The organism is Acidobacteriota bacterium (assembly GCA_016700075.1).
In the GTDB taxonomy this organism is placed as follows: Bacteria; Acidobacteriota; Blastocatellia; order Pyrinomonadales; family Pyrinomonadaceae; genus OLB17.
Map to the genome: position 1 here is coordinate 2,888,504 of CP065000.1, position 13,144 is coordinate 2,901,647.

At 52.9% G+C, this 13,144-nt stretch carries 15 protein-coding genes; 10 read left to right on the forward strand and 5 right to left on the reverse strand.

Features of this window, described 5'->3' with window-relative positions:
* Positions 1–31 precede the first annotated feature (31 nt).
* The gene (locus IPM50_13115) at positions 32–196 is read left to right on the forward strand and encodes a hypothetical protein (GenBank protein ID QQS32579.1); all 165 of its coding nucleotides are present in this window, start codon (positions 32–34) and stop codon (positions 194–196) included.
* Here the strand turns inward: IPM50_13115 and typA are convergent.
* The 3 genes from typA to IPM50_13130 form a co-directional block, all read right to left on the reverse strand.
* Positions 186–1,997, reverse strand: coding sequence for a translational GTPase TypA (gene typA, locus IPM50_13120; GenBank protein ID QQS32580.1), 1,812 nt, complete (start codon positions 1,995–1,997; stop codon positions 186–188). The genes IPM50_13115 and typA overlap by 11 nt on opposite strands.
* Positions 1,998–2,130: 133 nt before the next feature.
* A complete protein-coding gene (locus tag IPM50_13125) occupies positions 2,131–2,661 on the reverse strand; it encodes a BON domain-containing protein (protein QQS32581.1) in 531 nt (176 codons plus the stop codon).
* A gap of 124 nt (positions 2,662–2,785) precedes the next feature.
* A complete protein-coding gene (locus IPM50_13130) occupies positions 2,786–3,241 on the reverse strand; it encodes a tRNA (cytidine(34)-2'-O)-methyltransferase (protein QQS32582.1) in 456 nt (151 codons plus the stop codon).
* A gap of 247 nt (positions 3,242–3,488) precedes the next feature.
* On the opposite strand from IPM50_13130, the gene IPM50_13135 reads away from it, so the two are divergent.
* The 3 genes from IPM50_13135 (at position 3,489) to IPM50_13145 (ending at position 5,860) form a co-directional block, all read left to right on the forward strand.
* Complete coding sequence (locus tag IPM50_13135) at positions 3,489–4,277, forward strand: hypothetical protein (protein ID QQS32583.1); 789 nt, start codon at positions 3,489–3,491, stop codon at positions 4,275–4,277.
* Positions 4,278–4,443: 166 nt separating this feature from the next.
* Positions 4,444–5,031: a sigma-70 family RNA polymerase sigma factor gene (locus IPM50_13140; protein QQS32584.1), complete on the forward strand. Its 588-nt coding sequence runs from the start codon at positions 4,444–4,446 to the stop codon at positions 5,029–5,031.
* A complete protein-coding gene (locus tag IPM50_13145; protein ID QQS32585.1) occupies positions 5,021–5,860 on the forward strand; it encodes a hypothetical protein in 840 nt (279 codons plus the stop codon). The genes IPM50_13140 and IPM50_13145 overlap by 11 nt, the downstream gene beginning before the upstream one ends.
* Before the next feature lies 1 nt (position 5,861).
* Here IPM50_13145 and IPM50_13150 read toward each other — a convergent pair whose 3' ends face one another.
* Positions 5,862–6,554, reverse strand: a complete 693-nt coding sequence (locus tag IPM50_13150) for a hypothetical protein (GenBank protein ID QQS32586.1) — start codon at positions 6,552–6,554, stop codon at positions 5,862–5,864.
* A complete protein-coding gene (locus IPM50_13155; GenBank protein ID QQS32587.1) occupies positions 6,551–7,045 on the reverse strand; it encodes a hypothetical protein in 495 nt (164 codons plus the stop codon). Before IPM50_13155 ends, IPM50_13150 begins: the two co-directional genes overlap by 4 nt.
* Positions 7,046–7,086: 41 nt before the next feature.
* Here IPM50_13155 and IPM50_13160 point away from each other — a divergent pair, with 41 nt between their 5' ends.
* From IPM50_13160 to dusB, 6 genes are all read left to right on the forward strand, one after another.
* Positions 7,087–8,754 carry an amidohydrolase gene (locus IPM50_13160; protein QQS32588.1) on the forward strand — a complete coding sequence of 556 codons (1,668 nt, stop codon included), beginning with the start codon at positions 7,087–7,089 and terminating at the stop codon, positions 8,752–8,754.
* Positions 8,755–8,806: 52 nt separating this feature from the next.
* Positions 8,807–10,231, forward strand: a complete 1,425-nt coding sequence (locus tag IPM50_13165) for an amidohydrolase (GenBank protein QQS32589.1) — start codon at positions 8,807–8,809, stop codon at positions 10,229–10,231.
* 74 nt (positions 10,232–10,305) lie between these two features.
* Complete coding sequence (locus IPM50_13170) at positions 10,306–10,866, forward strand: DUF4920 domain-containing protein (protein ID QQS32590.1); 561 nt, start codon at positions 10,306–10,308, stop codon at positions 10,864–10,866.
* 169 nt (positions 10,867–11,035) lie between these two features.
* Positions 11,036–11,257 (forward strand): hypothetical protein, encoded by a 222-nt coding sequence (locus IPM50_13175; GenBank protein QQS32591.1) that lies wholly within the window; start codon positions 11,036–11,038, stop codon positions 11,255–11,257.
* Between the two features lie 30 nt (positions 11,258–11,287).
* Entirely contained in the window at positions 11,288–11,935 is a 648-nt protein-coding gene (locus IPM50_13180) for a hypothetical protein (protein QQS32592.1), read from the forward strand.
* A 135-nt stretch (positions 11,936–12,070) separates the two neighbouring features.
* Positions 12,071–13,141 (forward strand): tRNA dihydrouridine synthase DusB, encoded by a 1,071-nt coding sequence (gene dusB, locus IPM50_13185; GenBank protein QQS32593.1) that lies wholly within the window; start codon positions 12,071–12,073, stop codon positions 13,139–13,141.
* Positions 13,142–13,144: the final 3 nt, after the last annotated feature.

Sequence of the window (13,144 nt, forward strand, 5' to 3'; positions counted from 1 at the left end):
GATATGCGATATTTGTGATCGAATATCAATTATGCCCCGAGAACGGAAACCAGCCAAGAAGGGTGAGATCGAACCGAATGAACAAGAGCCATGCGAGCCGCGTTCATACTATTACGACGACGCGCACGGCTATGAGGATTTTGACCCGCAAGAAGAGGCTGAGGACGATGAGGTGATGGAAAAGCCTACTTCTTAGGCCGCATATTTGCTTTTAGGACGCGTTTGCGGAGTCGTATCGATTTCGGCGTAACCTCGATCAGTTCGTCGTCCGCGATGAATTCAAGCGCCCGCTCGAGCGACATTTCGCGAACCGGTACCAGACGCATCGCATCGTCGGCCGACGTCGTACGCATATTGGTAAGCTTTTTCTCTTTGATGGCGTTCACATCCAGATCGACCGCACGGGCGTTTTCGCCGATGATCATTCCTTCGTAAACCTTTGTCTGCGGCCGGACGAAGAGAGTGCCGCGTTCCTGAAGGTTGCAAAGAGCGTAGGTGTTCGTTTCGCCCATACGGTCGGCGACCAGCGAGCCGGTCTGCCGCGAACGCATTGCGCCCTGCCATTTGTCGAATTTCAGGAAGATAGTATTTAGAAGCCCCGTGCCTTTTGTTTCGGTCAGGAACTCGCCGCGGAATCCGATCAGACCGCGTGACGGTACTTCGAATTCCAAACGAACGCGTCCTGAGCCGTTGTTGATCATCTTGGTCATCTGGCCCTTGCGGCGGCCGAGAGCTTCAGTGACAACGCCGATGAATTCTTCGGGAACGTCGATAACGACAAGCTCGATCGGTTCGAGCGTTTCTCCCGTCGTTTCGTCTTTCTTTGTAATTACCTCAGGCTTTGAGACCTGCAGTTCGTAGCCTTCGCGGCGCATCATCTCAATGAGAATTGCGAGTTGTAATTCGCCGCGGCCCGATACCTTGAATTGCTCCGCCGCCTCGGTTTCGGCGACACGAAGTGCAACGTTGCCGAGCAGTTCACGGTCAAGGCGTTCCTTGATCTGACGTGAGGTGACGAACTTTCCTTCGGTACCGGCGAATGGCGATGTGTTCACGCCGAAGATCATTGAGATCGTAGGTTCATCGACGGCGATCACAGGAAGCGGTTTGGGGTTGTCGGCGGATGTTATGGTTTCGCCTATTTCGACATCGTCAAACCCTGCAAGCGCGACGATCTCGCCAACTCCTGCGTTATCAACAGTTACGCGTTCCAGGCCTTCGAAAACGAAGAGCTCTTTAACACGAGTCTTCACCGTCGAGCCATCGCGCTTTGAAACGGCTACCTCCTGATTCTTTGCGATCTCGCCCGAAAAGATACGTCCAATGGCCAATCGGCCGACAAACTGGTTGTAGTCAATATTCGCCACCAAAAGCTGCAGGCTGTCATCGCGGATGGGTTCGGGCGCAGGTATGGTTTCGATGATCTGATCGAATAGCGGCTTTAGGCTTTTACCTTCGTCTGCAAGGTCCTTTTTCGCGATGCCATCGCGCGAGATCGAGTACAGAATGGGGAATTCGATCTGCTCATCGTTCGCTCCGAGGTCGATGAAAAGGTCGTAGATCTCGTTGACGACCTCTTCGGGCCGTGCGTCCTGACGGTCGATCTTGTTAACGAGGGCAATAGACGGAAGTTTAAGTTCGAGCGCTTTTCTCAATACAAATCGAGTTTGCGGCAGACAACCTTCCGCGGCGTCAACAAGCAATACAATGCCATCGACCATTTTCAGCACTCGTTCAACCTCGCCGCCGAAATCGGCGTGGCCCGGCGTATCGACGATGTTTACTTTGTAGTCGCCGAACCGAACCGAAGTGTTTTTCGCCATGATGGTGATACCGCGTTCCTTTTCCAGGTCCATATTGTCCATCACGCGTTCAACGACCGCTTCGTTGTCGCGATACGTCCCTGATTGCTGGAGCATCGCATCAACGAGCGTGGTCTTTCCGTGGTCAACGTGGGCGATGATCGCAATATTTCTTATCTTGTCTGCGGTGATCATAGTCGGTCTCCGGTGCCAAAAGGCAAACAGGTATGATGATGGATTGGCAATCGAAACGCAATCCGACGGGAAATGTAGAAACAAAAAGGCCGAGCCAAACCGGCCCGGCCAAGTCGTTATTCGATAACCGCGGTCAGGAAATAGTTTTTCCGACCTTGATGTTGTTTGTCACGCTGAAAACGCCCGGGACCGAATTTGCCAGGATGTTCAGGACGTCACGGTCGCTGACGTTTGACACCACACCGTTCAGGATGATGTTGCCGTTCTTGACCGTTATGCGTACATCCGGATGAAGCCCGCTGAAATAGCGTGCCGGACCCCTTTCGGCAAACGTGCGAAGAGTCGCGATGCGGATCCGATCGTCAATTCTCGACGGCGGAAGCTCTTCAATATTGTTGACGACGGCTGTGATCCCGTCCTGACGTTTCAACGCACGCTCAATGTAATATTTCGTGCCAAGCGAGTTCGTCCATCCGCTAAGCGTCACGACTCCGTTCTCGACCCTATAGTCGATGTAGTCAAAAACGTTGTAGTTGGACAGCAGCCGTAGCTGGCGTGCCACCTCCTGCTCAACCGTCCTTCCGGAATTTTGAGCGATCGCGGGAACCACTGTCATCCCGAGAAGCAGAACAAAGATCAATGCGAATGATTTAGTAAACCTCATAATGCCATAAACCTCCTTATTTAAGGTCGGTCAATCTACCGATGATTAGACGTATGGGCCCAAAAGAGGTTTGTCCAAAAAAGAAGAATTAATTGTAAAGATTTGTATTCTGCAGCCGCGCGGCCTACGGTACTGATATTTGACGCAATGCCTCATACAAAACGATGCCCACACTCGTCGCGAGATTCAGGCTGCGTACGTTGGGATTCGACATCGGGATCTTTAGACAGTTGTCGGGAGCAGAATTCAGAATCTCCTGCGGCAGTCCTCGTGTCTCAGGCCCAAAAACTAGGCAATCCTCGTCTTCGAACGTCGTTTCCGTATAGTTCCGCCGTGCTTTGGTGGTCAAATAAAAGAACCGTGATCCGGGAAGACAGGCATACAATGCGTCGATATCAATATGCCGCACCAATTGAACATGATCCCAATAGTCCAGCCCTGACCGCCTCAATGTGCGGTCATCCATTCTGAAACCCGTGACCCCGACAATGTGGAGCTTCGTATTTGTCGCCGCACACAAACGGGCGATGTTGCCGGTGTTTGGCGGTATCTCAGGTTCATAGAGAGCGACGTGGAGCATCTATAAGAAAGTCTAGATATCTTGGGCGATTTTCAAAAACCAGAAATAGAAAATGCCGGAGAACCACAGTTCAGCCGACGTGCAATTATCGGCATTCGACGGTTATGAGTGCATCTTTAACGGGGCTGATCTCATCAATATTTCGAGTCGAAGATCTGTATCGATGCCGCGTAACGCGGTTTATGTTACAATCCGCTTTTATCTGAATACCGTGTTGATGATCCGAAAATCGTTCCAGAATAGAACTTTGTCCGCAATTGCCGCCATTTTTGCCTTGGCCGCGGTTGTTTCCGCTCAGACCGAGGCTGCTCCGTCACCGACGCCGACCGCGGCGGCGTTGCCTGCAGCGAAAGGACAGCTGCAGACCGCTGAGCAGGTCGTAGAGGCAGCGATAATTTTTTACGGCGGGCTTGGCGGACGTGAGAGGCTTGAACAGATCCGCAAGACGACTCAGGAACGCGGAACTTTGACCACGACGGCTGCAGACGGCAAGACCGAGCGTTCGAGTTATGTTCGATGGGCCATGCGTGGAGAGACGCTGGATAAAGAACGCGTTCGGCTCGACCAAGACATGCCGTCAGCCAGGTACTCGCTCGTTTATAACGAAGGGAACATTTTCCTGATCTTCAACAACACGGTCTTCGCGGCCAGAGAAGATGTGGCAAGGGCTTTTGAGCACAGCCTGTTCCATGGCATCGAGGCGATGCTCCGGTACAAGGAAAACGGTTCGACGATAGAATTGCAGCCGCGTGAGAAGTTGATGGGCGTGGATTACTACGTGGTAGACATAAAGGATACGAAAGAGCGAACAACGCGTTTTTATATCAGCGCAAAAACCTATCGTGTGATGCTGTTGACATACGAATTCGGCGGCGTCAAATATACGCGCCGTTTCTATGACTACAAGTATGCACAGAACACGCTTGTCCCTTATCGAACCGTGCTGCTGGCAAACAACAAACCTGTAGAAGAATTTCAGATCGGCACTATTACTTTCGGTCAAAAGGTGGACGAGGAGTTGTTCCGATCGAGTTGATGCAGCATCGGTCAATGCGCTTTTCGCAACTTTTTTAGCCGCCATTCGTGTCTGAGAACGGAAGGGCGGCTTTTGTTTTGCCGCCGCCCAAGGCGGATCGAACCAACGGGCGGCATACATCTCAAAGGCCTCTGCCTTTCAGGGCATTGAGGCTTCATCGGCCTATATGCCTGAAGAAAGGTTATCTGACAACGATCTGATCATCGCAGTACGTGCGGGTGACGAGGAGGCATTTGCGGAGATCGTCTCGCGTTACCGCAATCAGATAACTAATTTTCTTTACAGATTTTTGAATGACTACGAAGAGGCGGTGGACCTGGCACAAGAAACTTTCGTTCGGGTGTATTTCGCTCTTGACCGCTATCACACGGATTTCGCGTTCTCGACGTATATTTACCGAATTGCGTCGAACCTTGCGATCAGCGAGTTGCGAAAGCGCAAGCGGCGGCGATTGATGTCTCTGACCGGGTTGTTTCAGGGCGAGGATCAGGAAGCCGAATATCAGCCGGAGGATAGGGCGGCCTTGCCGGATCAGTTGCTGGTCGAAAGCGAACGCGACAGAGTTATAGCGAAAGCAATTGCGTCGCTGCCTGAGAAATACCGTTTACCGATCGTGCTTCGCGACGTAGAGCAGCGATCGTACGAAGAAGTAGCGTCGATAATGAATCTCGGTTTAGGAACGACCAAATCGCGGATCAGCCGCGGAAGAGGACTTTTGCGGGAAAAGCTGCAGGATTATTTTGATGAGAACTGATAAGGGCACTATCGGAACGACACCGGACGAAAAGGTGCAGGCGTTGCTTTCTGCATTGCCGCAGATAGAACCGCCGGGAGATTTTGATGTCCGCGTTCGGTCACGCATCGCTGCGGAAAGTATGCCGCAAAGGGCAGCCGGATCGCTTTTGTGGGCAAAGCTGGCTGTTCCGGTCCTTGCTGCTGTTGCCCTTGCGGCGGTGTTTTTCGGCGGGCTATCCCGCGAGAATGCTCCCGAAGGGGCTCAGGTAGCCATTCCTGCCGTTGAAACTCAGCCGCTGAATAAACCGACGGACGATCCGACCGAACTGACGGCAACGCAGTTGCCGCAAGAAAAGGAATTAAAAGAAAACGAAGCCGCGGAGCCGGCCGCACCTACTGTTGCTTCCCGCGATACTCGGCGCGAACGTCCATCGCCGGTTCCGGCAGTCCGCCGTCCAGCCATAGCGGCTCCTGACAATCCTGAAGAGGGCGGTGCGTTTGAAGAGGCAGGCCGGGCCGGCAGCCGCATTTTGCCGAGAGGCCTGGAGTCGATAGATGAGCCGCGTCCGGATGCTGATGTGCCGCCCGCTCCAACGGCCGTTATGATCTCCGACGTACTGTCTGTTCTAGGGATCGATGCCGAACGAACAGCGGCCGGCTGGAAAGCTAGAATGGTTCGTGAGGGATCAGTTGCTCAAAAAAGCGGAGTTCAGGCAGGCGACGTGATCGAGGCCATCGACGGCAAAGACCTAACACACGTGACGGAGCTGAAAGGCAGCTTTAGCGGTTCGTCACTGCAGGTAAATCGTGAAGGTAGGTCTATCCGCCTCAACATCTTGCCGAAATGACCTAAATTCGCTTGGGCAGTAAATAAAGACCCGCCAAATATAGAGCGATGGCAACAAAATGGATGTAGCCGCTCGACGGTGAGAATTCTGGCTTTCCGATAACCAACGCTATCGCCTCGCGGCCCGGATTTTCCCAGATACGCTGCAGCCACGAGATATCGGCCGGGGACGCAAGGCTTGCGAGTACTATATATTTTGCGATGAATGCGATGCCGAAAAGCGTGCCGAAGCTCGCAATGACCTTACGTGCGGGCATTTCTGCCAAAAGATTCGTCGCGATCGCCCAGAAAAAACAAAAGACGAACAACCAGTGAAGCAGGCCTTTCTCAGGAAGGAGGCTGTTGTATATTTGTGATGTTGCGGCAAATAGCGTCAGCAAGATGGCTACATTTGCGGCCTTTTTCAACATCGGATCGGCATCGCGGAACCAGCCGAAAAACGAAAGAACTTCTGCCCGGAAAACAAGCACTAATGTGAGCCCTGCGAGCACAAGCGTTATCAATTCCGGTGGCAGGAAGACGAACGAATTGTCTGACTGTGCCAGCCGCATGCCGCCGAGCAGTGTAACTATCAAGAATAGGAACGGAACAACAAGGTATGCGGTCCGGTCAGCCCTTTGCTCAGACGGCCGATCTTTCGGATGATCGGCAGTTACGATCTCGACATCAGCAATTTCGATCTCGTTTCGCTTCATTTTCTCTCCCGGAACAGCTTCAGCGGATTCAGGTCTTCGATGGTCATCTTTAGGCCGCTCTCAAGCTCGGCACGCAATGCGAACGGCGTTCTAAGCTTTAGGTCTTCATCATTGATCGCCAGGTCGGGGTTCAATTCCAACGCCCGATCTGCGGCTTCCAGGCCTTTTGCAAACAGGGCGTCGTCATTCGAAACACGTCCCCACCCTTCGCGGTAATAGGTGTAAGCGACATAGAACTGCGTCGCTGCATCACGTTTTTCGGGGTCGGCTCGCTCGAACGAATTCCTGGCGGCCGGGAATTCTTCGGCACGAAATTGTGCAACGCCGCGATCGAAAAGCTCTTTGTCGACCGAATAGACGCCTAAGGCGACCTGAGACCGCGTAACCACCTCCCACAGGCCTCTCGGTGCCGATGCATAAATGAACACGATGATCGCGAGGCCGACGGCCGCGATGGCGATGGTGAAATAATGGATAATCCTGTCGCTCATTGGTATAATCGGCTAACTCAAGGATACAAGTTCCGAACAATATGAAAAAGGCAATTCTTTTCTGTCAGGTTCTTCTGATCTCCGGCTTCGTGATCGCGGTCCAAGGCCAAATGCCGGCCGCCGACCTCGTTATCACTAACGCGAATGTCCGAACGATGGATGCGAAACGTACGCTCGCGCGTTCGATAGCATTTCTTAACAGCCGCATCGTCGCCATTGGCACCGACGCTGACACAAAGCCATTGATCGGTTCACGAACAAAGGTCATCGACGCGAAAGGCAAGACGGTTTTGCCGGGCTTTAATGATGCCCACGTTCATTTTCTTGAGACGGGAGCTCAATTGTCGTCGGTCGATCTGCGTGATGCTGCAACACCGGAAGAATTCGTCCGGCGTATCAAAGAATTTGCCGCAAAACTGCCGAAAGGACGTTGGATACTCGGCGGAAAATGGGACCACGAGAATTGGAAGCCTAACAACCTGCCGACCGCGGCTATGATCGATGCCGTTACGCCCAACAATCCGGTTTTTATCGACCGACTCGACGGCCACATGGCACTCGCGAATTCACTCGCGATGCAGAAGGCGGGCGTCAACAAGGACACAAAGGACGTTGACGGCGGCGAGATCGTCCGTGATCCGGCCGGCAATCCGACCGGCGTTTTTAAGGACGAGGCGATGGCATATTTCAATCGCGTGATACCGGAGCCGAGTTTTGAGGAAAGGCTGGAAGCTGCACTCGCCGCTACCGAACACGCCGCCAGCCTCGGCATAACGAGCGTACAGGATATGTCCACAGGTACCGATGTCGGTGTTCTGCAGGAATTGTATAGGCAGGGAAAATTGAAGACCCGCGTTTATGGCTGTTCACCGCTCGGCGGTTATAAACGCTGGGAACAGGCGGGCGTTCGTTTCGCATTTGGCGATGCGATGCTGCGGGTCGGCTGTTTGAAAGGCTATGCGGACGGCAGCCTCGGTTCTACGACGGCGTGGTTCTTTGAGCCGTATCTTGACGCCCCGAATTCGGTCGGACTGCCGATGGCGGATGTGTTGACGACAATGCGTGACAACGTGAAGGACGCCGACAACGCGGGCCTGCAGGTTCGCATCCACGCTATAGGCGACCGTGGAAATTCGGTGATCTTGGATCATTTTGAATCGGCCGAGCGTGCGAATGGCGTCCGCGACAGACGCTTCACCATCGAACACGCCCAGCATTTGCGAATGGACGAGATACCACGCTTCAGCAAACAAAAGGTAGTAGCGTCGATGCAGCCTTTCCATATCATTGACGACGGCCGCTGGGCATGGAAACGGCTCGATGAAAAGCGTCTGAAGGGTACATATGCCTTTCGTTCTCTGCTCGACGCGGGTGCGGTTTTGGCATTTGGATCAGATTCGCCGGTCGCACCGCTGAACCCGCTTTGGGGCGTTTACGCTTCGGTCACGCGTCGCACGCTCGACCACAAGAACCCCAACGGTTGGGTAGCGGAGCAGAAACTCAGCGTTGACGAGACAGTTCGGGCGTTCACGTGGGGCTCTGCGTTTGCTGAATATCAGGACAACATTAAAGGCACCATTGAGGTAGGAAAGGTCGGCGATGTAGTGATCCTTTCTGACGATATTTTTACCATTGATCCGGTTAAGATCTGGGACACACAGGTGCTTTATACGATAGTTGACGGACGTGTGGTTTACGAGAAAAAGTAAAGTACTTACAGCCTGCATCATTTTAGGGGCCGCATCGGCTGCGGCCCTTTTTGTGTTTTTGCCTTCAGACGCTTTAGCTCGTCAAAAACCTGCAAGCCTTATCATCGTCAACGCAAATATAAGAACTCTTGACGCCAAACAGCCTCGGGCTGAGGCGTTAGCGGTTTCCGGCGGGCGAATAATTGCGGTCGGAACCGGCGATGAGGTTAGGAAGCTGGCAGGTGCTGACACCGAGGTCATAGACGCAAAGGGTCGCCTTGTCTTGCCGGGATTCAATGATTCTCACGTGCATTTCACGGCCGTTGGGAATCAGTTCTCGCACCTCGACCTTCGGCAAACTAGATCACGCGAACAAATACTTGAACGCGTCAGAGAATACGTCGCCATTTTGCCTCGCGGACGGTGGATCATCGGTGCAGGCATTACCGAAAATATTCAATTCGAAGATACAGGCCTCCTGGACGCGGCATCGCCCGACAACCCTGTTCTGCTTTACTACTCCATCCCGAAGCGTGCGGCGGTCAATGCCTTGGCACTGAAGGCCGCTCGACTCAACAATGAAAAAGCAGTCGTCGCAGACGATGAAATGACGTGGGTCCGCAATGCAGCTCCACGCGATCACGCGACGAACTGGGCAGAAATTGCCGAGACCGCTTCGAATCTTGCTGCAACGCTCGGCGTGACTACGGTTCAGGATGTGCATTCCGACGACCTGGCCGAACTGATGAACGCTCTTGATCGGCAGGGCAAACTTAAAACGCGGATCTACGACTGTATCGGTATTGAGAAATATCGCGATGCAATTGACCGAGGGATGAAGGCCGGGGACGGAAATTCGATGGTTCGCGGAGGCTGCATAAAAGGAATGACGGAGGGCGATACGGACGATATTGATGAACTGACGCCGATCGTCATCGCGGCCGATAAGGCTGGCATTCAGGTCGCACTTCACGCTATCGGCGGCAGATCCGTCGCCGGAGCACTGACGATATTCGAGAATGCCGCAAAGGCGAACGGCCCGCGTGACCGGCGTTTTCGCGTGGAGCATGCCGCACGCTTTCGAAATGCCGATATTCCGCGGTTCGCACGCGGTAATTTCATCGCGTCGATGCAGCCCTTCTTATTTTACGGCGGTCCGGAATATGGCGATGACTATTCCGCGATGTCAGCCGCGGGTGTTCGTTTTGCATTTGGCTCCGACGCGTCGATGATCGATCTGAATCCGATGCTCGGGATACACGCGGCTGTAAACAGCGGAGGACGTTCCATTTCTGTGGAAGAGGCCGTGAGAGCATATACTGTGGGCAGCTCGTACGCAGAATTTGCCGAGAACGCAAAAGGGACGCTTGCCGAGGGCAGACTTGCTGATCTCGTTATGCTTTCCGAGGATATTTTTACCATTGACCGCGGCCGGATACGCGACGTGCGGATCGTGTTAACGGTCGTCAACGGAAGGGTCGTATTTCAGTCCAGATAGGAAGTTGTTGCAGAGCCGTGCGGCCTTAAGGTTTTCTGCTATAATTTAGAAATTGGCGCCATATTTTAATGCTTATGAAAAAAACATCATTCTTGTTCGTTGCAATATTTCTTTTGGCCGGATTCTCGGCATCGTTCGCACAGTCCGCCGATTCAGTAAAGCCTGAACTCAACAGCAAAGGTGAGCCGGTTCACAAGAGCAGTCAAAACGCTCCGGTTGACCTGAGATCGGGAGAAAAGATCACCCGCGGTGCGGCACTTGCCAACGGTGTGAAGAAGGCTTCGGTTGAAAAGGCCCTGGCTGATCCGTCAAAGTTCGAGGGCAAGACCGTCGAGGTCAGCGGCGTGATCGTTCGTTCGTGCAAGACCGAAGGCTGCTGGATGGAAATGGCAGACAAAGAAGGCGGCAAGTCTGTACGTGTTACTTTTGGTGATCACGCATTCTTCATTCCGCTCAATGCTGCCGGCTTGAAGGTACGTGCACAGGGCGTTTTCAAAACGAACGTGCTGCCTAAAGACAAGGTCGATCACCTGATGAACGACGACGGTGCAAAGTTTGAAAAGATCAACGCAGACGGCTCGGTGACCGAGGTCAAATTTGACGCCACTGGCGTCGTGTTGACGAAATCGAAGTAGTTTCATTTTAAATTCAAGGAAAGGTCCGGCCTCATTATGTGTGCCGGCCTTTTTTCTCGTGCACGGCATCAATTGGAGGTGGCTGTGCAATGTATGGTAAATTAGCAGAAATTTGCTTCTCCCATTTGCGTTAATCCTTTTCCACACTTCGATATAGAGGAACACCACCATGTTGGTCAAAGCAGCCATTGTTATCGGCATACTCGGCGTCTTGCTTGGCATAGCGGTCACTGCCGTGTCCGCATTGCTCCCGGAACTCACCAGCGGACGCGTGAGTTGGGAGGAGGCAGCCCTCGGGATAGTTCCGGGCCTGTTGGTTTTAATGTTTTCGGGGTTGATGGTGATCGTCGCAGTGATCGTTCTCATCATCCAACGCAACAAGAAAAACTAAATAGTAGAAAAACACAAAAAGGAGGATTTAGTGATCATTACCAGAACGTTAGTCAGACTTTCAATTCTGTTCATCGTGGGCTCGGCCGCAGCGGGAACCGCAAATGCCCAACCTACGGATGCGCAAATTAAACGTGAGCTATCAGGGCCGAAGACGGTCTCTGTAACGCTGGGCGGACCGGGCAAAAGGGAATGGAGTACAACTTACAAGAAGTATATTTGGTCGCGAAGCTTTACTGCTAAGGAGCGAACAGATGATCCAAAGGTGAATATCATCATTAGGGGGTCTGCTGCGTACGACATAGTTGGCGGCCGTTACCAGTTTTGGCGAACGTTCATTTCCTCAAATGAATTCGAGGGGATACCAAACCCAACTTCTGACGATGTTAATTCCCTGATCGAGAAATTCGGCCTCCCAAAGTTCATGGGCAATGCCTACCATAGCCGTGTTATTGGTGAGGTCGAGTCGATCGGGCTCTCCGAAGAACCCAAATTTGTTTGGCATACCGTAAATTCCGTGTCGTTCAACGTGACTGCCGTCTATCGCGAACGTATAAATGATATCGGCGGCAGCGAGCGCATTTCTCAGGTATTTGAGATACGGTTATACCGAAACAACATCAGCGCGGAATGGCACAACATGATCTCGTCCGCTCGAGATAGAACGGTTTTTGAGTAAGCTGTTGAGATCGACCTTTGAAAGGGGCCGGATGCACAGCACCGGCCTTTTCAGTTTGTGCAAATCATCCCGGTGATGAAAAGCCGCTGTGATTTCGCTATATTAGACGTTCGGGCCTAGACGCCGCATTTTCTGATGAGATCATTCTTCATCCGAGATATTCAAATCGACCCGCCTCTGATCCTTTCACCGATGGCCGGCGTGACCGACTATACCTTTCGCCGGTTGATCAAGCGTCGAGGCGGTGTCGGTCTTGTCGTGTCCGAATTCATCTCCGTTGAGGGCCTTACACGCAACAATCCGAAATCGAAACGCCAGATGCGTTTCGACGAAGAAGAACGGCCTTTTGCGGTTCAGATCTTCGGCGGACGGCCCGAGCGAATGGCGATGGGCGCCGAAATGGCGCAGGAGGTCGGTGCCGATATTTTGGACGTCAACTGCGGCTGCCCGGCTCCAAAGGTGGTCAAGAACGGCGGCGGTTCAGGCCTGCTGCGCGAGCCGCAGCTTCTCGAGACGATACTCAAAGAGATCAAAAGGTCCATCACTATACCGCTGACGCTCAAGCTGCGGACCGGCTATACGGAATCGACCATCAACGTTGTCGATGTTGCGAAAATGGCAGAGCAGTGCGGCGTCGAACACATACAGGTTCACGGGCGAACGCGCGAACAGGGCTATAAGGGGCTCGCCAATTGGGATGTTATACGGCAGGTCAAAGAAGCAGTGAGTATTCCGGTGTCGGGAAATGGTGACATTACGACCATCGAATACGGCATGCAGAAATGGCGTGAATCGGGTGTTGACGGCATCTTGATCGGCCGCGGTGCGATGCAGAATCCGTGGATATTTCGCCAGTTCGAGGACGTGTTAGCGGGCCGCGAACCGTATCAGCCCGATGTTATCGAAAAGAAGGACGTTCTACTTGAGTTTTTCTCAATGTGCCGCGAGGAAATGCCGGAGATCGTAGCTTTGGGCAAAATGAAGCAGCTCGCGGGGCAGTTCACGAAAGGGCTCGTTGGCGGTGCGCAGTTTCGCCAAACTCTTTACCATTCACATTCTGCCGAAGAAATACTCGACAATATTCAAACCTATTTCGATACGCTGGATCAACGCTCGACATTCGGGGACGGCGTTGTAGAGGCAGATGCAGATCTCGAGTTCACATCCTGTGAGGCACCCGAACTGATCGAAACGGCATCTGTTTGAAGT